This is a genomic window from Pedobacter nutrimenti, from assembly GCF_032678445.1.
Lineage (GTDB): Bacteria > Bacteroidota > Bacteroidia > Sphingobacteriales > Sphingobacteriaceae > Pedobacter > Pedobacter nutrimenti_A.
Genome location: NZ_JAVTSQ010000013.1, coordinates 123,019 through 145,608 on the forward strand (window position 1 = coordinate 123,019; position 22,590 = coordinate 145,608).

The 22,590-nt window shown below is 40.4% G+C and carries 13 protein-coding genes; all 13 read right to left on the bottom strand.

Annotation, left to right across the window (positions count from 1 at the left end; translation table 11 throughout):
- Window positions 1–6: 6 nt before the first annotated feature.
- A complete protein-coding gene (locus R2S08_RS22985; protein WP_316837348.1) occupies window positions 7–3,384 on the bottom strand; it encodes a SusC/RagA family TonB-linked outer membrane protein in 3,378 nt (1,125 codons plus the stop codon).
- Window positions 3,385–3,560: 176 nt separating this feature from the next.
- On the bottom strand, window positions 3,561–4,766 hold the full coding sequence (locus R2S08_RS22990) for a FecR family protein (protein ID WP_316837349.1): 1,206 nt from the start codon (window positions 4,764–4,766) through the stop codon (window positions 3,561–3,563).
- 78 nt (window positions 4,767–4,844) lie between these two features.
- Window positions 4,845–5,459, bottom strand: coding sequence for an RNA polymerase sigma-70 factor (locus R2S08_RS22995; RefSeq protein WP_316837350.1), 615 nt, complete (start codon window positions 5,457–5,459; stop codon window positions 4,845–4,847).
- 109 nt (window positions 5,460–5,568) lie between these two features.
- Window positions 5,569–6,975 (bottom strand): sialate O-acetylesterase, encoded by a 1,407-nt coding sequence (locus R2S08_RS23000; protein WP_316837351.1) that lies wholly within the window; start codon window positions 6,973–6,975, stop codon window positions 5,569–5,571.
- Between the two features lie 6 nt (window positions 6,976–6,981).
- A complete protein-coding gene (locus R2S08_RS23005) occupies window positions 6,982–9,168 on the bottom strand; it encodes an alpha-L-fucosidase (protein WP_316837352.1) in 2,187 nt (728 codons plus the stop codon).
- 151 nt (window positions 9,169–9,319) lie between these two features.
- A complete protein-coding gene (locus R2S08_RS23010) occupies window positions 9,320–10,774 on the bottom strand; it encodes a glycoside hydrolase family 18 protein (RefSeq protein ID WP_316837353.1) in 1,455 nt (484 codons plus the stop codon).
- Between the two features lie 79 nt (window positions 10,775–10,853).
- Window positions 10,854–12,476: a RagB/SusD family nutrient uptake outer membrane protein gene (locus R2S08_RS23015; RefSeq protein ID WP_316837354.1), complete on the bottom strand. Its 1,623-nt coding sequence runs from the start codon at window positions 12,474–12,476 to the stop codon at window positions 10,854–10,856.
- A gap of 23 nt (window positions 12,477–12,499) precedes the next feature.
- Window positions 12,500–15,667 carry a TonB-dependent receptor gene (locus tag R2S08_RS23020; RefSeq protein ID WP_316837355.1) on the bottom strand — a complete coding sequence of 1,056 codons (3,168 nt, stop codon included), beginning with the start codon at window positions 15,665–15,667 and terminating at the stop codon, window positions 12,500–12,502.
- Window positions 15,668–15,953: 286 nt separating this feature from the next.
- Window positions 15,954–17,054 (bottom strand): FecR family protein, encoded by a 1,101-nt coding sequence (locus tag R2S08_RS23025; protein WP_316837356.1) that lies wholly within the window; start codon window positions 17,052–17,054, stop codon window positions 15,954–15,956.
- A 108-nt stretch (window positions 17,055–17,162) separates the two neighbouring features.
- A complete protein-coding gene (locus R2S08_RS23030) occupies window positions 17,163–17,738 on the bottom strand; it encodes an RNA polymerase sigma-70 factor (protein WP_316837357.1) in 576 nt (191 codons plus the stop codon).
- A 13-nt stretch (window positions 17,739–17,751) separates the two neighbouring features.
- Window positions 17,752–19,338 (bottom strand): alpha-L-fucosidase, encoded by a 1,587-nt coding sequence (locus R2S08_RS23035; protein ID WP_316837358.1) that lies wholly within the window; start codon window positions 19,336–19,338, stop codon window positions 17,752–17,754.
- A gap of 11 nt (window positions 19,339–19,349) precedes the next feature.
- Entirely contained in the window at window positions 19,350–20,462 is a 1,113-nt protein-coding gene (locus tag R2S08_RS23040; protein ID WP_316837359.1) for an SGNH/GDSL hydrolase family protein, read from the bottom strand.
- Complete coding sequence (locus tag R2S08_RS23045) at window positions 20,459–22,582, bottom strand: GDSL-type esterase/lipase family protein (protein WP_316837360.1); 2,124 nt, start codon at window positions 22,580–22,582, stop codon at window positions 20,459–20,461. Before R2S08_RS23045 ends, R2S08_RS23040 begins: the two co-directional genes overlap by 4 nt.
- Window positions 22,583–22,590 lie beyond the last annotated feature (8 nt).

Sequence of the window (22,590 nt, forward strand, 5' to 3'; positions counted from 1 at the left end):
GCAAGATTAAAAGGTTAACTGTATACCTAAAAGATATTTACGACTGGCACCATAGCCGGCACCTATGCCGTAATTGTTCGGATCACCTGCTAACACGCCCTCTGGATCTACGCCATAAAAGCCCTTCTTAGTGAAGATGAACAAGTTGTCGCCGCTGATGTAAATGTTTGCTCTTTTTAATTTAATTGCACTGATGAGCTGTGTTGGTAAAGCATAACTTAAACGAACATTACGTACCCGGATGTGACTGGCATCTTCCCAAAATCTGGAACTACTTCCATCAGCACCGTCTGTACGGTTGCGATAAATCATGGGTTCGGTAGCCTGATCTCCGGGTTTTTGCCAGATGACCTGTCCGGCGGCCGGTTTGATCTGATTGTACTTAATGACGTTATTTCCCTCAGACGCGAAGTAAGATGACCTGGCATTGTTGTATACCATGTAGTTTCCTGCAAAGTTTAACAATACAGATAGTTCAAAGCCTTTATATCCGAAAGTATTCTGCAAACCGCCATAAAACGTAGGTGTGCTATTTCCGATCAATTGGTTTTGCATGTTGGCATCATTGCCCGTTAATCCTTTGGTGACGTCGTCAAGCGTATTTACAATTTTTCGGGTAATGGTATTGGTCACCGGATCGCGTTCCAGGCGCTCAAATTGTGGCATCCCGGTTTGAGCATTTACGCCCAACCATTTCACAGCATGAATACTGGCAATATTGTCGCCTTCTTTGATGATGCCCGCATTGCCGTAGAGGATCTGACCACCGTATAATTTCTCAACTTTGTTTGTGTTGAAGGTGAGGTTTAAGCCTGTTTCCCAGGTAAACTTACCTTGAAGATTTTTGGAATTTAATACAATTTCTATTCCACGGTTGAGCATTGCACCGATGTTCTGATACTGGGTAGGTACGCCCAATAAAGACGAAGTAGCTACTTTTTGCAACAGATCGGTATTGCGTTTACGGTAAAAATCTGCTGAAACCGATACCCGGTTAAACAAGCCCAGATCAATACCTAAGTTGGTTACATAGGCACGTTCCCAGGTAATTTGTCTGTTTCCCAACTGGTTGATGATCGCTGCAGGATCGCCAGCGTACTGGTAGGCAAAATTATAAAAGCTTTCTGTCAGGAAGTCTTCCCCGGCAATTTTACCGCTCGTTCCGTAACTGGCCCTGAGTTTTAAATTGGTGAGGTATCTGTTTCCACGTAAAAATTGCTCATTACTGGCCAACCATGCACCACTAAAAGAATAGAAGTTTCCTGCCCTGTTGTCGATGCCAAAATTGGTCGAGTAGTCCATCCTGTAGGATGCGTTTGCAAAATAGCGCTCGTCGTAATTGTAATCTCCTTGGGTAAACAGAGAATAAGATCCTCTTACAAATTTTTCACCATTGAAAGATTTTCCTGAAAGGGTATTCCAGGCTTCGGAAGCTGCGGCCGGGACTTTAATCCCTGTTGGCATGTTTCTAACGGCGAGGGTATTGTATTCGTTGCCGCCCTTGTTGTATTCAAAGCCACCTATGCCACCTACAGAGCTCAGACCGAATTGTTTGTGTGCGGTGAGGAGGTTTGAGGTCAGGAAAGAATAAGAGTTACCTTTTCGTTGAATCAAACTACCTTTATTAGCTGCTCCGCTAATGGAAAGGCGGTCTTGATAAGTATTGGTTGTGATATAGGTCGTGTTGTAGGAGTTATTGGAGGACAGGGTTAACCAGTCGTACATTTTGTATTTTGCAGAAAACACGCCAAGGACTTGTTGGGTATTGGTAATGGTGGAATTGTAGGGCAAGTCATAAAGTGGATTTTGACTTGGAGAGCCGAGTGCGTCGGAGCCCATTATTTTTTTCGGTGTTCCATCCGGATTGTTTGGGGTATACCATGGCAGGAGTGTAGGAGAACCGGTGACCTGATTGGCATCGCCTTTATCGAAAATGGCGCCGAGGTTTGCATTGAAACTCAATTTACTGGTAATGCTGTGGTCCAGATTGAGTTTAAAGCTGTTTCTTTTTAGGTCATTATTCTTTAATGGCCCTTGTTCATCATAGTTGTTGGCACCAAAATAGTAACGTGTTTTTTCGTTTCCGCCAGACAAAGACATGTCTAAAGTTTTGGTTAAGCCGTTGCGGTAAAGCAGATCGTTCCAGTTTGTATTGGTTCCCAGTACAGATGCTGGTGGCAAATATTTAGCTAAATAAGCGTCTTGGGTTAAGTTTTCTGTTTTAATGGCAAAAGAGTTCAGGAGCATCTGGCGCTGATAATCATACAGCTCCTGGCTGCTCATAAACTGAATTTTACCCAGGTATCTTTGGCTCATTCCGATGCTGCTGTTGATGTTGAGCTGGGATTGACCGGAAACACCTTTTTTGGTGGTAATGACCAATACACCCTGACTGGCACGTGAACCAAATATAGCTGTAGATGCTGCATCTTTTAACAGGGTTACCGTTTCAATATCTGTTGATGATACAATATCACTTGGGTACATCACATCTGAATAGATAATTCCGTCTATGACAACCAAAGGATTCAGGTTATTGGTTACGCGTACGTTGGCTGCATCAATGGGTAAGGTTCCTTGTCCACGGACTACGAACGAAGCTTTGCTATTGGGATCGCCGGAGGGTTCTGTAATGTACATCCCGGCAATTTTTCCTTTGAGCTGGGAGATCAGGTTATTGGAGGTAACGCCTTCCAGCTCGCGGGAATTGAAGGTTTGGAGGGAACCAGTGATCTCGCTGGCTTTTTTTGTGGTATAGCCCATCACCACTGCTTCTTGTAATTGTGCAATAGTGGCGTTGAGTACAATATTTAACTCTTCATTGTCTCCGTTGATTACTGTTTTCTCGATCCGTTTGCTTTCAAACCCGATAGAGCTAAATACAATGCGATAGGTTCCTGGTGTCAAGTCAAGATTGAAGTTTCCGTTGCCATCGGTCATGGTGGCGATATTGGTTCCGTCAATTCTTACGGAGACTCCCGGAAGGGGTGCTTTACCATCTGTAACACGTCCCTTAACAGGTCGTTTAACTTCAGGGATTTTTTTTTCTTCATTATCGGCTTGCTTCTCCTTAATGATCACATTGCGGTTTACAATGATATAGGTAAGGGGCTGTTTGCTGAGGGTTTGCTCCAAAGCCTGATCAACGGTGGCGTTTTTTACAAGCAGGTTTATTTTTGAGGCGTTCTTTCTGAGCAGGTCAATTTTGTAAAAAAAGGAGTAACCGCTCTGCAGTTCTATCTTTTTGATCACGCTTTCCAGGCTTGCATTTCTTTCATTGAGCGTAATGCTTTGGCTAAAAGCAACAGCACTGGCCTGGAAACTGATAATGAGTAAGCATACAATTAATTTCATGACCCTTAATGTGTCTAAAATTTTATTCATATTTGTTTGGTTTAGTCGCAGCAAGCCTTATCCCCGCTTAAGGAGTTTGTGGTTTGTTTCGATTTGGTTGATAATTGATATGGTCTTTCAGGATTGATCTTTTATTTAACCTTTAAACTTATCCGGGAGTGGTCGTAACACTTCCGGTTTTTTTATTAAAGGCTAAATGAGGTTGGTTATGGTTCTACTATAAGTGTTCTCCTTTCTATTTTTAGTTTAATTCCATTGAGTTCAAATATTTTAACCATTTCGTTCAGTTCCAGGTTTCTGGAAGCTTTGAAGTGAAAAAGTTCGTCGGCTTTTTTGTTGTCTTTGAAAATGATTTCGATGTTGTACCAGCGCGATAATTGTCTCATGATACTGCCAAGATCTGATTCATTGAATTGAAAGTATCCGTTTTTCCAGGCTACAGCTTCGTCAGTATCTACCGCGCGGGTGCTCAGGTTATTGTTGTTTAAGACGGATTGCAGACCTGGAAGTAGATTTACGGTTTTCCGGGAGCCAACTTGTGAAACCCGTACTGCGCCTTCTAGTAATGTTGTTTTGGTTATCGCTTCGTCTTCATAACTGTTGATGTTAAAGTGAGTACCAAGTACTTCAACTTGTTGTTTGCTGGTTACGACAATGAAAGGCATACGTACATTTTTATGGCCTGCTTCTTTGAAGGTCATCTTAGCTACTTCAAAATAAGCCTCTCCTGATAATTCAACTTTGCGTTCATTCTTGCTGAATAGGGTTGGGTATTTTAAAGAGGAGGATGCATTAAGCCAGATTTTACTTCCATCTGGTAAATTGATCTGGTATTGTCCTCCACGAGGTGTAGTTATGGTATTGTAGGCTATTTTTGCAGATGCAGTTTTTTCTTTTTTCGCCGACTCAGTAACATTGTAGACGAGTTGCCCTTTTTCTGTTTTGGTAATGGTGATGCCGGTTTGTTCGGCAATTTCTCCATTTGTAGTGCTGTCAAGATTGATCACTTTTCCATTGGCAAGTGTTAGGGTTGCTTTATTTTGACCGGCTTTGATCGTGTTCTTAACTAGCCCTGAATTCTGAAATGAATTCAGGATGACGTGATGGCTATTATAGTAGAAAAGGGTCGCGCCGATAAGGAAAAGAACTGCTGCCGCTGCTGCGTAACGGTACCAGGAGATTTTTTTAACAACAGGTTTTTGAGGAGTGGATATTATGCTTTGCAGCACATGGTCTGCTTTCGGAAATAAAAGATCGTCTGTTTTGATTTTATTCCATGTGTCGTCCATTAAGCTTGTGATGTCGCCGTTTTCCTGATTTTCAGCGACCAGAGATAGAAATTCCTCCCGCTCCTCCTTGGTGCAGGTGTTTTCAATGTATCGCTGGTATAAACTGGCTAATCTTGAATTCATAGGTGTGTTGTTTAGGCTCCCTTTATTGTAAAGACCCCTGGCAAGGGAGACAGGAGTAATGGAATTGAAAAAAAATAATTAATGTTTTTCGGCCAACAAGGTCATCAGGATAACTACGATTGCAATATCGGTATGTGTGCTGACGTAATTTCGCAGAAAGCGCAAGGCATGCTGCATATGCGTTTTTACGGTGAGTTTAGAGATGTTTAGCTTTTCCGCAACTTCTTCATATTTCAACCCTTCCTGATGACAAAGGGTGTAAACCAGCTTTTGTTGTGCGGGTAATTTCTCTATGGCCTGATTTAAGATCTTTTCTGAATCTTTAAATATAATGTACTCCTCGGTTTCGTTATGATCTTCCTTGTAGTTCGTGGCCAACATTTTGCTGGTTCTAACTTCCAATGCCATTCTGCGCAATACTTTTAAGGTATGGTTTCTGGTCAGGACCCTCAGATAGGCATCCAGGTTTTCAATCTGGGTGAGGTGTTCTTCCTGGTTCCAGATCTTTACAAATACTTCCTGTGCGATTTCTTCGGCAAGGCTCTCTGATTTGACAATTTTTAAGGCGTAGTGGTAGACTTTGGGGCTATAACGATGAAAAATAATGCTGAAAGCCTTGGTGTCACCAGTTGAAATCTGGTGCAATAGTGCTTTTTCGTCATTAAAAATCTCTTCTAGCTTTGTTGGTATCATGTTATGATTCAGAGCCGTGCTGTCTGAATTGTGGTCTAATGTAAAGATAAAAAAATAAATGCGCTCTTCAAAAGTTGAAGAGCGCAGTATTTTTTATCCGGGGCTGGTCTTATTTTATTTTACTGGTATCCACATTCCAGTTATCCGTCCTGAAAGGAGCAACAGGTAAACCTGTGCGTCCAAAAATATTGCCTATCCCTGTATTGCTAAATTGATAACGGACAGCAACAGGTATTTTTACCTCTTTACTGGAAACAATGATGGTGTTTCCTTTTATTTTAACCAGGGCAGGATAAAAGATCTTATCTGCCCCAGCTATGAAAATTTCTTTTGGCATTTTTCCTTTAATAATTAAACCTGTCTCTGCATAATCGAAGTCAACCACCACGTCACTACCATTTACTTTGAAAGATTTTAAAAGCGGACTTTTATAACTGTCTTTTTTTAAACCATAGGTTTCGCCTAAAGCCAAATTAGCCAGCCGAAGACCTACATCCTTTTTGTTCGTGGGATGGATATCCAGGGTGTCGTTAACCAGATCGGAAATGACCACCATTCCTGTTTTTTCTGTGGCAAGACTTCTGGTTTGGGCTTCTCTTACCAAGGCAGCTACATTGTGTTTATTGTATTTGTAGGGGGCTATCTGCACATAGTAAAATGGAAAATCCTTATTCCATGCTTTACGCCAGGCGGTTATCATGGTGTTCATTAACTCCGTATAGCTTGAGGGGGTATCTCTATTACTTTCTCCCTGGTACCAGATGGCTCCTGCAATATTGTAATTAACAATAGGGTAAATCATGGCATTATAGGTAAATCCAGCATTTACCGGCCACCATGGCGTAGGTGCATTTTTTTGCGCTGCTTCTTTTAGTAATGCATTGTTTTCTACCAAATTTTCTGGTGTCCAAACTTCGGCTGGCGTACCACCCCAACTGCTGGCAATAAGACCTATGGGGACATCTAAATCTTTGTTCAGGGCTTTCCCAAAATAATAGGCCACAGCGCTGAATGCTTTGACAACATTGCTATCGCACGTTGTCCAGCTGCCACTGCAATCATCCTGGGGTGTTTTTGAAGTTATTTTAGGCATATTGAAAAGTCTGATGTTTAGCTTGCTCAACTGCTCAAATTCTTCTTTAATACTCCGAATTCCGGTGTAGTAATTTCTCTCCATATTTGACTGGCCACTACATACCCATACTTCTCCGATCAGAATGTTGTTGAGTATAATTTTATTTTGACCTTGCAGGGTGATGGTATAAGGGCCGCCTGCTTGTGGTGTTTCTATGTCAGTTTTCCAGTTGGCATTTCCATCAGCCGATGTTTCAATGGTTTTATTATTCCAGGATGTGGTAATTTTTATTTTTTCGTCAGGCGCAGCCCAACCCCATAGTTTGGTTGTTGATTTTTGTTGCAATACCATGTTACTGCCCAGTATGTTTGGCAGACGTATGTTGGCGTGTAATGATATGGCCAAAAGAGAAAGAAAAGCAAGACTAAAGTGTTTTTTCATCTGTTTTTATTTTTCAAGGAAGTCTAGTTCTGCTATGGCCAGTTGTTTTTTATTTGCTTCAATGGCAATAGCCTGTACTTGCACGTATCTGGTTGAAACTGCTTTTTTAAAGTAATGGGTTCTTGGTGTTGGATCATTGACAAGGTTTCCAAATTCAACATTTTCTACTGTTTGCCAATTTTTGCCATCGTTGCTGATTTGTATAATGCTTTTTTGCATCATACCTTCTGCAAATTGTTTAGGTGGTGTATAAATAAATCCTGTTAAATTGTGTACGTGGCCAAGATCTATAGCAATCTTGTGCTGCAGATCAGGTGCCTCAGACAGCCAGTAGCTTTGAGGATTGGCATCGAAAGCCATATTCTTTTTATGTGCATTTGTTGGGCTGTCTGCGTCTAATAATTTCCAGTCTTTCTTAACAATACCAAATGTCTCTATTGCAATGGGGCCTTTTTCTTTATTAGCGATCGATACAGCTTTTACCTCGCCATTGGTGATTTGTACCGGGCCGGTATATTTTTTAGAGGAGACTGTGGGTTCAGTGCCATTTACCGTATAATATATTTCGGTTCCTTTGTTCAGATTGGCAGTGGCATTTTCTCCATGTGGTTTCCATCCAAAATCTTCTGCTTTTGCTGATATGGTTAACAAACCATTGATATCTCTGTTAAGCGCCAGTTGAGGGGGCCTTGTACGGTAATAATAGGCTCCTATGGTAGCAATTAAAGGGGTTGCCCTGGATGATAGAATGACTAGTCTGAATTTTGAGGCTTTAACTTCTGGAAAACGTAGAATGCGTTTATAGCCAATATTTGTTGCTGAGGTAATTTTTTGCCATTTATTGTCTATCCAGGCCTCGACAACATGTTTTTCTACACGTTCACCAGTGTTGGCTATGTCTTCCTGCAACACAATTCTGTTGATAGTAACAGGTTTGCTGGTGGTAATGGTGATGTTTTTTTGATTTTGTTTGGTGGCTTTGGCAAATAAATTTTGCCCGTAGGTTTCTGAAATGCGCTTTCCTGTTTCGTTCAGCACTTTTACATCTTCGTCAGAGAATTTTCCCTGGCGGTTTGGAGGAATGTTGAGCAAAAATGTAGAGTTACCACCTACTGCTCTTTCGTAAATGTCAAAAACATCATCGGCACTGCGTACTTTTTGTTTTTCATCATCCCGGTAAAACCAGCCTTCTCTTATGGAAGTATTGGTTTCGGCCTGCTGGTAGTGCAGGTATTTCCCTTTGTATAAGTCTTCCCGGCTGCCTAAAGATTTGGCTGTTAAGTCTGGGAAATGGCTTGCTGTATCTGGATTTTCGGAGTACGGGATTACGTTCCATTCGGTTTCGCGCGTGCCGCCTGATTCGTTACCGCACCAGCGGATATCTTCTCTTCCAAAAATAACGGCTTTAGGTGCCAGGGAATGGATCAGTTTCTTCCAGGCTGCATAATTGTACTTTTGCCCGCCTTTGGATTTGGGATTTGCACCATCAAACCAAACCTCATACACTGGTCCATACTCTGTGAGTACCTCAAAGAGCTGGTTAAGGAAATATTCATTATAGTCGTCAACTTCAAATTCGAATTTAGTTTTGTTTCCAAACGGCCTTCCCGCTACTGGACGTGGGATGGTACGTTTGGAAACTTTACTTAAATTGCCGTATAAGCCAGTTGGACTTTCTACCTGGAACAAATCTGCAGGAGACAAGTAAATACCTAATTTCAATCCATACTTTTTACAGGAAGCCGAGAGGTCTTTTAATATATCACCTTTGCCATTTTCAAAGCCCGTGGACATGATTCCGTGTTTGGTATATCTGCTTTGCCAAAGTACAAAGCCGTCATGGTGTTTTACGGTTAGAAGAACCATTTTAATGCCTGCCGTTTTCATAGCCTGGCACCATTGGTCGGTGTGCAATTCTTTTAAGTCAAATACTTTGGGATCTTCGACACCATTTCCCCATTCTACCTGTGTAAAGGTATTGGGGCCAAAATGTATAAAGGCAATAAACTCGTTCTTTAAAGCATCAAGCTGATTTTTTGTAGGGACTACATGAGTCGCTTTGGCTATGATGGTAGCCTTGCTGTCGTTTGGCGCTATAGAAATGGTGTTTTGCAGCTTAATTACATTGTTTTGTGCACGTGTGTTTACACAAAACAATGTAATTAAGGCTGACAGGGCAAAGATCTTTTTCATTTATTTTATCTGAGGGGTGAAAATACAATTTGTTGGACAATACTTTTGGACTTATATTATCTGTTGCTTAAAGTATATTATCATTCTTTTTTACTTGTCCAAGTAATTTATCAATTATGGGTTTGTATTGGGAGTTGCTTTCTGTTCATCCTTAGAGTTTATAAAATGGATGACTTGTACCCAGCAAGGTTGTTTCTACCCCATTTGCTCCGTTGTAGAGCTTAAGGATATAGAGCTTACCTGATATTAAAGTTTGAACTAATGTGGATGGAATGGTAAAACTTCCGGAACTGGTATTTTGAAGGTACTGAACATAGCCCGTTGACATTCCGGTTTTTAATTCATAAACACCAACCCAATTTGTAGTCGAAACATTCAAATCGTGAAATTTGGCTTCAATATTTTGAGCAGAGCTATAGTAGTCCTGTAGTGTTACAGCTTTTAAAGGAGCGTATTTAGAAGGATTGTTATTCCAGTTTTTCAACATTCCCAGCAAAGAATATCTTGCATAGTCTGGATCAGTTGAATCTTTGGTAATATCCCATGCAAAAATCCCTTTAAATCCATTGTTTTTAACATATTCTGCTTTCCTCCGCGTTTCGTACAATCCATTGTAACGAAGGATATACCCAGGTTTTGCCAGGTCATTAAAATAAGTTGTTAAGTAAGGTACAAAAGTAGAATCGGTGGAAGCAGCACTTAATATACGTGCATAATCCCAGCCATCACCAGCAGACTGACCATCTTCGGAAACATGGGAGGACCAAAAGCCCAAACCAAAAGATAATTTACTCTTGGAGACTTTCGCAGACCAATCATTCCCTTCCCTGATCAGATCTCTGGGAGTTCCGGGTTTTAAAGCATCCATTTTTTCTTGTCCATAATCCATAACTCCTATCAAATCGACATTATCATATAGATTAGAGTTTATGTTTTTTGTGAAATCATATGCATTCAATGCAACGGTGCAAAGCTTTCTTTTTCCTCTTGCTGGCCCATTGTGCAAGGCAGCAGCTAAATCTTTGATAAAAAGGGAATAATCTGTTCCAAGAATAGCCAATGATTCGTCCTCGATATCTACATCAATACCATCAAAACCAAACTTATCTACATAGTTCTTCATCAGATATTCTACAGTTTTTGCACTGCCAGTACGACTAAATAGTGTCGTGGACTCCGTCCTGCCGTTAGCTGTTGTATGCATATCTGAAATTGATAATACCACCTTAATATTAGGATTATCAATTCTAATGTACTTTAGAATCTCTATCAAATCCGGTTGATTGTAGGCTGTTGGGGAGGAGTCGTCGTCGGCAAAAATTAACCCTTTATTGTTTTGAACAGATGCCTTTGAAATCGTCGAAATGATATATAAAGTGGTAATATTCTTGTAAGCATATTTCTGGTATGTGCTTATGCCCCAATATGGAAGGTATGCCCCTATTTCAAATGAGCTTAAAACAACGGGATCGCCGACAGGACCAGTATTTTCAATATTTTCATTTTTTCCGCCATCAACTGACATGGGTGCGCTTTTGCTTTTTTTACAGGCAAAAAGTATCACACAGGCTATAATGACTATAAATTTTGATTTAATGCTTTTCATATCTAAAAAATTAATCCCAGAATAGCTCCCGGTTAGAGTGAGACCTCTGGCCTCATCCCCAACCGGGAGCAATATTAAACTACCAGCCAGGATTTTGTACCATATTGGGGTTTGCATTCATCTCGGCCTGAGGTATTGGCCACAAATAATCTCGGTTTGTTAAAAACCTTCTGGTTTCGGTTAAAAACGGGCTTTGTGAATTGGGATCGTATGCGCCATAAACCGGACCATTTAAAGTCTGCTCTCCAATTTTCCACCTGTGGATGTCAAATATTCTTTTGCCTTCCAGTCCAAATTCTACTCGCCTTTCTCTTCTTAAGAGCGCTCTGAGTTTTTCTTGTGTGTTGTATTGGGCAGCTGTAGCATCTGGCATACCTGCGCGATTGCGGATCAAATTGATACTGGTCAAAACATCCGGATTTTGATCATCGCCGTTTTCAATCAGGGCTTCTGCGTAGTTCAAAACAATCTCTGCATATCTAATGACAAAAAAGCCCAAACCACCACTATAAGGCCTGCTGATATCACTTGGGTCGACATATTTTTTAGACAGAAACCCTGTTTGAGTGGCAAATGTCTGGCCTATTCTGTCTGAATTACTTGCGGATGGGTCAAATGGGTTAAAGTTTTTGCCTAAAAAAACTTCGTTCGGAACTAAAACGCTTGTGGTAAGCCTTGGGTCTCTATTGTTATGATAGGTGGGCTGTTTGGTATAAATAGCCAGACTATCTGCTCCAAGTTCCTGGATTGTTTTTCCTTGCCTGGTTTCAAAGGTGTTTACAAATGATCCGGTGGGTGATGTAACAGCCTGTCCACTTAAACTTCTGGATGCCTGCCTGAAAAATGCCTCTGGGTTTGCGCCTTTTCTGAATATAATGCGCTCTTTGGAGGTAATTCCATTATAGGAAAATAAATCTGCGTAGCTATTCACGCCAGCGGCAGCTGCTTTATGCAAATCGTAACCATATTGGGCCTTATTATCCATAACCATTTTTGAGTACTGTATGGCTTTCGGATAATCTTTTGCATTTAGATATAATATAGAAAGCAAAGAATAGCAGGTACCTTTGCTAAATCTGTAGTTGTCATTTTCTGTATAGCTATCGGGTAAATTGGGTATAGCTGCCAATAATTCGCTGCTTACAAATTTAATCACATCATCCTGCGTAGACCTGGGAGGGTTTGCATCGGTGGCACTAAGCGGATGATTTACAATAGGTATTGGACCATAATAAAGCCATAATATTAAATGGTAAAAGGCTCTTAACGATCTTGCCTCAGCTGCGTAACGTTCTTTTATTTTTGGGTCTTGTACATAAGCCGTACTGTAAAGTTGTAGAAACCTGGAAGCCTTTCTGATGTAGGAATAGGAAGTTCTGTAATAGTTGTCGTAAATGCCGCTGGAGCTTGTCGTTAAGCCTAAAGGTGCGGAATTTACATCGCCCAGATAATTTGCTTTAAAAACCATATTATCTGAGAGGCCTTCTAACGGCATCCAGCTAAAGTAGGGTATACCATAGTTTAATGCGCCAGATGGTAAACCTCCATAAATACCGTCCAAATTGCCTCTTAAATCGCTTTCTAGTTTCCAGAACTTATCATCTGTTGTAGCGGTAGGGCTGTCTCTTTCCAGAAATTTTTTACAGCCTGTAAGGTTCACTGAACACAATATGGCCAGAATGATGTATATTTTAAGTTTCATGTTAAATCTTTTAAGGGTTCCAATTATAAATTTATATTAACACCGAAAGTGAATACTTTCATGATGGAATAGGTAGACTGGTCACCACCACTTTCGGGGTCAATTAATTTCATATCTGAAAATGTGAATGGATTTTGTGCATTTAGATATACCCTTAAGTTTTTGGCCCATTTTTTCGTAATAGTTGATGGAAATGTATATCCTAACTGCATATAACGAACTCTGACAAAGGCGGCGTTTACAGCCCAGTAATCTGAAAATTGCCCGTTATTTCCGGCTGTGGGGCGTAATTTTGGATACTTAGCATCTAAGTTTTCTGGCGTCCAGTAATCTGTTTGGACAGAAAGCGGAGTGCCACCGGCACCTCCAAGATCAAGTGGGTATGCATATCTGCCGCTATAAAATTTGATGTTTTTGCCTACTCCGTTAATCTGAATTTCGAAATCGAATTTTTTATAAGTAACCGAAATATTTCCGAAATAATTATTTAACGGATCACCACTTCCAAGGCTTGTCCAGTCGTCAGTTGTTATTTTACCGTCCTTGTTTACGTCAACGTATTTGATATCACCTGCTTCTTGCCCATTCATTGTAGGTATTTTATTGGCAATATCTTGGGCGGTTAATAAACCTGCAGTTTTATAACCCCAAAATTCACTAAACGGTCCGCCGGCAATTTTTCTTGTTCCGCCAGATATAATTGGTATATCGGTGGCCAGCTTGATAATTTTGGTTTTGTTACGTGAATAGCCCAAGCTGGTATTAAATTTCAGTTCATTATTCACAACCGTATTATAACCAATTTTCAATTCAATACCCCGGTTATTCAATTCTCCAATATTGGTTGGCGTATTTCCTCTCCCGGATGTTAGACTTGGCAGTGGCACCAGAATCAAATCTTTGGTCGTTTTGTTATACCATTCAAATGTAAAATCTATTTTATTATTGAAAAGGCTGATATCTGTACCTGCATTTAAAATCTTCATTTTCTCCCAGGTAATGTTCGGGTTTCCAAATACTGACTCATCGCCGCTGGTGTTTATAGTGGTTTGATAAGCATATGGGCTAATGTTATTGTTACCTAAGGCGCCATATGATGTTCTTAATTTCATAGAGCTCAGAAAAGTTAGGTTTTTCAAAAAGTCTTCATTGCCTATGTTCCAGCCAGCAGCTACAGATGGGAAATATCCCCAGCGTTTTCCTGGTGCAAATAAGGACGATCCATCCCGGCGTAATCCTAATTCCAAGAGGTACTTGCTATCATAACTATAATAAACTTTTCCTAAATAAGACGTTAAAGTTTTTATATCCCACAGGTTTGGGTTGTCGTATTCCTGCGAATACAGTAAGATGGCATTCACATTGTGTTTTCCAAAGTTCTTGTTGTAATCCAGGTTTCCTCCGATGTAATAATAGCTTTGTCTATCGGAAGTTGCTGCCGAACGTACGGATTCGAAATCCCTGCCTACTTTTTGGTTGGTGAAATAATCGAAAAACAGGTATTGGTCTCTTGTCGAAGTTCTTGCTCCGGATAATATGCGGTAACTGAATTGTCCTTTGAGGTTAAGGCCTGGTATAATGGTCCATTTTGGCCTTAAATTAAGTAGAATATCATCTTTAATAAGATTGGTTGTGCCGCCCTGCTCTATTTGGGCAACAGCATTATAGTTTTCGCCAAAAATTCCATAATAAGTATAATTAGGGCGGTCATCCCGGTTGGGGTATTTGGCAATGATCGTTGGAGGAACGTTATAGATATAAGATAATATAGCACCCATGCCAAAGCCACTTACATAGGTTTCTTTTGTACTTTCTCTTGAGGCTACAAAATCCAGAAAGGTAACTACGTTTTTGGAGAGGTTTACACTGGTATTACCTCTTATGGTTGCTCTGTTAAAGCCACCTACGCCCAACATATTGCCCTGATCTAAATAGGTAGCTGTTATTGCAAATCTTGCAGTGCTGTTACCACCTGATACATTCAGAGAATGTTGTTGCATCGGTGTCCATTGTTTAACGACCGATTTATACCAGTTTGTATTAGGATATAGTACTGGATTTAAGCCCAGCCGTGTAGAGTCTATTGCGCTTTGTTTGTAGGTAGCTGTAGCACCAACATTGGCTTGAGCAACATTCACCATATTCATATAGGTTGGTGCATCAACAAAGTTTGGATGGCCAACGGTGGGCTGCTGAAAACCATAAAAGGAATTGTAACCCAATTCAATCACGTCGGGTCTACCCCTTTTTGTGGTGATGACGATTACGCCATTACCCGCCCTTGCACCATAAATTGCAGCAGCAGCAGCATCTTTTAAAATGGATACACTCTCGATTGTATTTGGATCAATTTTATCAATACCGTAAGGCACACCGTCAACAACAACCAATGGCGCTGAGCCCAGGTTGGATGCGATACCACGTATCTTTATTGCGGCAGCATCGCCGCCAGGTAAACCTGATGATTGGGTAACATTTATGCCCGTAGCACCGCCTTGTAAGGCCTGGGATAATTGGGTAATGGGTTTATCCTGAACATTTCCCATATTGACTACGGCAACAGAACTGGCGATGTTTTTAACTTGCTGGCTTCCGATACCGGTTACCACCACCTGATCTAATGCCCCAACATTTTCTGTTAAGGAGATAGTGATTGAAGTACGATTGGCCGGAACAGGTATTTCTCTCGTGGTGTATCCTGTTATAGAAAAGATTAAGACATCGGTTTTGGACACCCGAATTTGGAAACTTCCATCTGCTTCTGTTATGGTTTTACGTTCGGTACCTTTTACACGCACTGTAACAGATTGGAGCGGAAGGGGAGGTTCCTGGGTAGTATAAACATTTCCCTTTAATAAAAAGAGATCGTCTTTGGTGCTGCTGTTAACGGGATCTACTGGTTTTCGCTTAATTGCGATGTTGTTCTCATTAATTTTAAAGGTAAGTGTCTGGTCGTCCAGAACTTGTGTTAAGGCAGTTTCCAGTGGAACGTCTTTAAAGTTGACATCGCGTTTTTGGGTATCATTTATAATCTGATTTGAATAGGATATATTACAGCCTGTTTGGATTTTTATGATACGGAAAAACTCCTTTAGTGTAATATTTTGTTGAGAGACACTGATTTTCTGAGCACTGCTTTTAGCGCTTACCTGCATAATGGCTATTAACAATAAAAATGCGGTGATTTTCATGGTTTGTAAAAATTTTCGCATGCGGGAACTGTGCACGCATTGAGTGTTAGTACAAATTTTCATACTTTTGTTTAGTTTGGGTAAGTCATAATTAATTGCTAATAATTTGTTAGTGAGGATACCTGAATATTCCCAGGGGTGTTTGCGGCACTCCTGGTTTTTTTATATAGCGGATCTGCTATCTGGCTTCCAAATTCAATAGGGCATGGTTCGGTGTCGCTTTTTCATTTTTTGGTTGTTTGGTTTATTATTTGGTTAATTAGAATTGGTTAAATTCCTGGTCAAATCACTTTGAAACAAATATGGTTCTATCTTTTATGCTAAATCTATAATCGGTGGTTGCAGTTATTGATTGCAGAACTTTATTTATATCTGATGATCTTGAAATAGTTCCTGTATAAGTATCCTTGTTATTTTCTGTTCCCTGATAAATTACCTGTACATCGTACCAGCGTGAAATTTTCCGCATGATAGCGGATAGGCTTTCATTTTCAAAATTGAAATCGCCTTGCTTCCAATCAATAAAGGCATCGGCTATTACCGGGATTACTTTTGTATCTTGAGGGGAAACGATGGCCTGTTGGTTTGGTTTTAGTATAATATTATCGTTTATTTTAACCGAACCTTCCAATAAGGTGGTCTTTATTGCCCATTCATCATTATAGGCGTTTATGTTAAAATGTGTTCCTAGTACTTGTACCTGCTGATTTCTGCTTTGAACGATAAAAGGGCGGCGAGGATCTTTGGAAACTTCAAAATAAGCTTCTCCTTCAAGCTTGACTAAACGAACGCCATGCTGATCCAAATTTGTGGTATAGGTTAAACTTGAGGCGGCGTTCATCCATACTTTTGTTTTATCTGGCAATAGGAGGGTATAGACTTCACCTTTTGCTGTTGTTAAGGTGTTTGTTTTATTGGCGCCGTCTTCAACTTCTTTTATTTCATAAACGATTTCGCCTGCTTTTGTTTTAGCTATACGGATTCCGGCTTCGTTAGCAAGTTCTCCGTTGGCCGCATCTTCTAAGGTGATTTTTTTGCCATTAGATAACGTAAGCGTTGCACCTATCTTTCCGGGAGTAATTTTTGCAGTGTAATTTTTGTGGCTTGGTTTATCACGTAATTGATAGAATACGGTGCCAAAAAATGCCAATGCGATCGCAGCTGCAGTACACAGCCATTGAATTTTTATCTTTTTGGACTTGGATCGATCTGAGGTGATCTTGCTCCAGATTCTATCCTGAATTGTTTGATAGGATAAGTTTTGCTGGATGGGAGGTGATTTCAGACCTTGGTCTATATACCAGCTTTCAATGAGCGCATCTTCGGCAGCAGTTGTTTCTCTGTTAAGATATTTGTTAAATAATTCTTCGGCCGCTTTATTCTTCATCTTGATGTTTTCCCGTATTCTTAATATAGGTAAAGACGGGTAAGTCGAGGCGGACTCTCAATAAATTCAATTTATTTTTTGGTAATATTTTAATTATCTGTTTTTCAGCTATTTAAAATAAAAACAAATGACGACCAGCAAGCCAAATTTGGTTCTTAAGATGGTAAGTGCCCGGCTAATTTGATTTCTGACTGCGCTTTCAGTGATGTTCAAATGATCTGCAATTTCCTGATAGGCCATGCCTGAATTTCGGCTCAGCTTAAAGATTTCGCGCATTTTTTCGGGAAGGGAGTCAACCTCTTGCTGTATCAGTTCAAAAAGTTGTTTTTCCCGGATTAGAAAATCCGTTTCACAATTTTCGTGTTCGATGAATTTTTGAAGAGAGGCCATGTATTTCTCTTTCACCTTGCTATGGTCAAAATGATCAAAAATTCTGTTACGAACCACAGTATAGAGATAATTTGATAAAGAGGTTTTCAACTCTAAAGTATGGGCCTTACTCCAAAGATTAAGGAAAACCTCTTGTACTACGTCTTCAGCCTCTTCTCCATCAGAAAGCATCCGACTTGCATGCCTGTAGAGCACGGCCCAAAATCGGTTATAAATTTCTTTATATGCTTTCTCGTCCCTGGCTTTCAATTGTAAAACCAGTTGATGGTCGTTAAGGCTGGTGTATTTTATCATTCATTTTTATTGGTTATAATGCCCCATCTATCTTATAAACCTGAGTATAAAGAGGTTTGTTTTTAGCCGTTATTATAAGTGTTGTCTTTTCTTGATCCTGCTTAAAATTAATTTTTGATGAGCTCCCCAGTAAATTTACACTTTTTATTGCTTTTGTGAAATGCAAACCCAAACTTGGAATGTCAATGCTTCCTGCAATTGGGTTTAACACAAAAACATACAGCGAATTTCCTTTTGTAGTAAAGCGAACTTCATTATGTGGATACAAAGGGCTGGCAATTGTTCTTTCGTTAAAGTCTTCGCTTTTGGTTTGCTTTTTGGCTGCATCAAGATCAGCTTCACTAATGCCCTTTACAGATTTATGAGCGGATGCCAGGTTATCGCCATATATTTTCCATGGTTTACTAGCGTAAATTGCTTCCTGGTTGGTGTTTATCCATTTGCCAATGGTATCCAATATTAATTTATGATCGGGAGGGATGGTGCCATCGGGTAGCAGTTCTACGTTTAGCAACAGATTTCCATTTTTGCTAATGATATCTGTAAGTGTTTCAATGACTGTTCTGGCATTGTGTCGGATCGGTTTGTCCTTTTTGTAGAACCAGCTGCCAAAGGTGAGTGTGCCTTGCCATGGATAGGGCAATATTTCGGCAGCACCACCACGCTCAATGTCTTTTACTGTGGAGGGTTCATTGCTAAATTTGCCAGCTATTACTGCAGTTACTTTGCCATGCTCCTGCAGGCTACGGTTGTAATAATAAGTACAGGCTTCTTTACCGTAATCGCCATATGGAAAGCCATAACCATCAAACCAGAGCATATCAACATCATATTTGCTAACCAGTTCTTCAATGCGTTTTACATAGGTTTCTTTAACACCTTTGATCCACTCTGGTGTGCGTTTTTCTGGTGGCAGTCCATAAAGATCTGCCGGATCTAGTCCGTACCACCATTTGCCTTTTCCATCTGCTTTTGTCATATGTCCATCGTATGGGATACCCTTTTTAGATCCGGAGGTATCGGCACCAAATGCAGTTTTCCACCAGTCCAGAAACCGGTCATCGTGTGAGCTTACACCAAATGGAATACCGTATTTTACTGCTGATTTTTTAAACAGGCCAATTAAGTCTTTTTTAGGGCCTACATTTACGGAATTCCAGGGTTGGTAAGTGGAGTCAAAATTATCAAAGTGATCGTGGTGGTTGGCCAATGCTACGAAATATTTGGCGCCGATGCTTTTAAAATACTTGAGTAAATCGTCGGTGTTGAGCTTATCTGCTTTCCATTCGTGTATAACATCTTTAAAGCCTTTTTCGGATGGGTGTCCGTATGTTTTAACCTGATAAGGATAGGCATTTTCTCCCCAGGTTTCTTTTCCAACATTTTGCTGATACATGTGTTTGGCGTACCAGCCGCCGCCGTATTCCGGCTGGGTTTGTGCACCCCAATGTACCCAAATACCAAACCTGGCTTCGGTGTACCATTTTGGGAACTGATAATCTTTTCGCAGTTCTTCCCAGGTTAGTTTTTTCTGTTGTGCGAATACATTTATTACACATAGCAACAATGTAAACAGGGTAAAAAGTTGTTTTGGTTTCATGATTACCTGTATTATTTTTTCTTTAAAATTTCTTTGATTATTTTCTCATAGGCATTGGCGTATTGCATCATGCCGATGTCATTTGGATGGGTTCCGTCAATCGTACTTTCGTAAGTAAAGCCTATTTCTTTTGCCTTTAGCAGATAAATGTTTTTGACACCCTCTTTTTGTAGTTTATGAAATGTGTTGGAGAGTAATTGGCTAATGTTTCTGTAGTTGTTTGAAATTGAACTATCTAAGGTGATATCGGGCAGGGAGCTGGCATGCTCTGTAAGTAAAATCGGAGTGAGGGGATGTTTTTGTTGCAAATTTTTTATGGAATTAATGATCCGCTTTTCAACTTCTTCGTTAGAAAACTTATTTCTATCATAGAGATTTGGTAAACAATCCAGTACATACAGGGACGCTTCAAATTGACCGATTAAATCAATTAGGGCAGGCTCCAGTTGTCCATTGCCGGAAAACCCCAGATTGATGATCTTTGTGTTTAGTTTTCTTCCTAATATATTGCTCCAGGCCAAACCAGGCCTGGAGGCACTTGCTCCTTGTAAAATGGATGTTCCATAGATCACAAGAGGTTTTTCTTGATCATTTACTTTTTGGAATTGAAATGATGCAGTCATCGGTACACCTATTTTAAGCCATGAAAGGGTTTTATACAAGGGGAGATAAAGCCTGTATTCTTTTATGGGTAGTGGAGCGCTAATATTATTGAACTGAAAACTGATGGTATCGCTAAAATTGGATTTGCAACTGATCCAGTGCCAGTTATTTTTTATGTCCTTCGCGTACAAATCAACGCCACTCATATTTATAGCGGTATTATTGGGATGAATATATTTACCATTGACTTGAAACTGGACTTTTATTTCCCTGGAATCGGTGATAAAGGTGATGTATTCTCCGGCTGAGTTTTGCGATAAATCCCATAGTTCTTTTCTTACGTTTTCTTCGGCGTTAGGGGGCAAGCGGTCATAGGTGTTTTTTAATCCGGTTTGCCAAAGTCTTCCGTCAATTACCGGGTATTTGGCATTGACGGGGTTATTCCATTGGAAAGACTGGGAATATCCGGAAAGGTGAAGAAGTACAGTAGAAATGAACAGGGTACAGAATTTTAGTTTCATTTTTTGGAAAGTATTTGGTCAATAGTTGGCTTTAGAGAAGCAGCCCAGGTTTTATATCCTTCAGATGTTAAATGAATGCCGTCTGGCCCATATTTCGTTAAATCCAGATCGCCGTTAGGCAACAGGAATGGCTTGCTTAATGGTAGGTATATAAGTCCCTTATGTGATGCTTTTGCCAATAGGACTTGGATCTGGTCGTATTTCTTTCTTCTTTCTTCGTCTCTTTTTATACCAGTGGGCAGCAGTCCGGTTAAAACCAGTTGAGTTGCTGGCATATTGGTTTTTGCCCAATTTACAATCGTCAGGATTCCGGTTGCAATTTCATCGGCGCTATCATTGTCAATAAAGTTATTTACACCAATGCTAATCACCATGACTTTGGGTTTGGCTTTAGCATAAGCGCCATGTTGTAAGCGCCATAAAACATTTTGGGTCCTGTCTCCGGCTATCCCGGCGCATTCCCACTCATATTTTCCGAAGGCCTGGTTAAAAGCATCAAATCCTGGTTTATAGCTGAGCTTTGTCCGGTGTCCACCGGTGCCCTGTGTGATCGAATTTCCTAAAAAAAGTACATCAAGCTGGCTATGGGATAGTAGCACGCTGTCAATATTATCGAACTGGCCCCACCAGCCGTCGCTGCCTGTCCATCCTGCTCCCGATCTATATTCTGCACCGGCTGCCGCAATTCTGGCAAAATTAACTTTATGCCCCGTGGAAGCTAGTATAAAATTGGTAATTGGAGTAGGATTTTGCAGACTATGGGGATGATGGTTTACACCTGGTTTGTGTATCACTTGAATGTTTCCTCCTGCGGCCAGAACGCGTTGTTCAAAGGGGGTGGTATTTTCGGCAATGGGTACTACATCGTCTGCATCACCTACAACATGTAGCATTGGGAAACCCAGTTTTGCAATTTTTTCTGCGTGGTCTAAGGGAGTATCATGGAAAGCCAAGGCCTGGTCTTCTGTAAGGTTATAATCCTTCTTAAAATCCTCCCAGGGTTCACGCCCACCTGCATTTCTTTTGCCACCAGGCCAGCTTTTCAGATCTAATACTGGCGCATCGGCGTAAATACAAGCTACCTTATCGGGGTTGGCTAGTGCCCAGTTGTATACATAAACTCCTCCACGGCTCATACCTTCTAGTGCTGCTTTTTTAGATAACCCATTTCTTTGCATCAGCACGTGAAATTTATTCCATAAACCAACGGCTTGCTCATTGCCAAAAAGTTCGGCCACATCGCAGTACACCACATGGAAACCTCTTTCTAATAAGGAGATATCTGTTTGAGGTTCATGGCCCCAAAAACGTGCTCTCCATATCCATGGATTGCCTTTTGCTGCTGCTTTAGGTTTAACTACTTTACAGTTGCGTCCATTAAACGTGAAATCGGCACATTCGTAACCATAAAAATTACTGATTTTTTTTTCTTCTTTAAGGGTAGAAAAGATATCAAATCCTTTATTTTTTTGTTCTGTAATGGTCTCGTATAACCTTGAAGCCATAATGGTTGCCCCAATTGATGAAGGATGTATTTTGTCTGGAAACAGGTCAGGTTTATCTACAAATAAGGGGAATAAATTAACAACCTCCAGCTTTTTTTCAAAAGCGACTTTTTGTTCCATTGGAATAATATTTTTTAACAATACGGTATTGGAAATGCTGTTGCTGTCGGTTAAAAACGTGGGTAAAGGGAGCAATAAGATGATACGCGGTTTTGTAGGTAAATTTTTAAATGACTCAATCAGTTCGGCATAATTGTTTTCATATTCGTTATAGAAGGGTCTGTTAACGGCTTTGCTGTCGTTGGTTCCAAGCTTTATCAACACGATGTTAGGCTTGCTGGCAAGGGCGTCGGCATATTCCTGAGTTTTCCAATAGGGATTATCACCCTTTTTGAGTAGCGTAGCGCCGCTATGACCAAAATTCATAACTTCGTATCCATTGCCAAGCATGTTTTGCAATTGTGCTGGATAAGCATTTTTTTCGCGGTTAGCAATACCTGCACCGTAGGTAATGCTGTTCCCTATACAGGCAATCCGAATTTTACTTTGCCCTAAGGCTGAAGAGCCTATTGCAAGGAATGGCAATAGGAGCCAGGCTAAAATTGTTTTTTTCATTTTGTGTG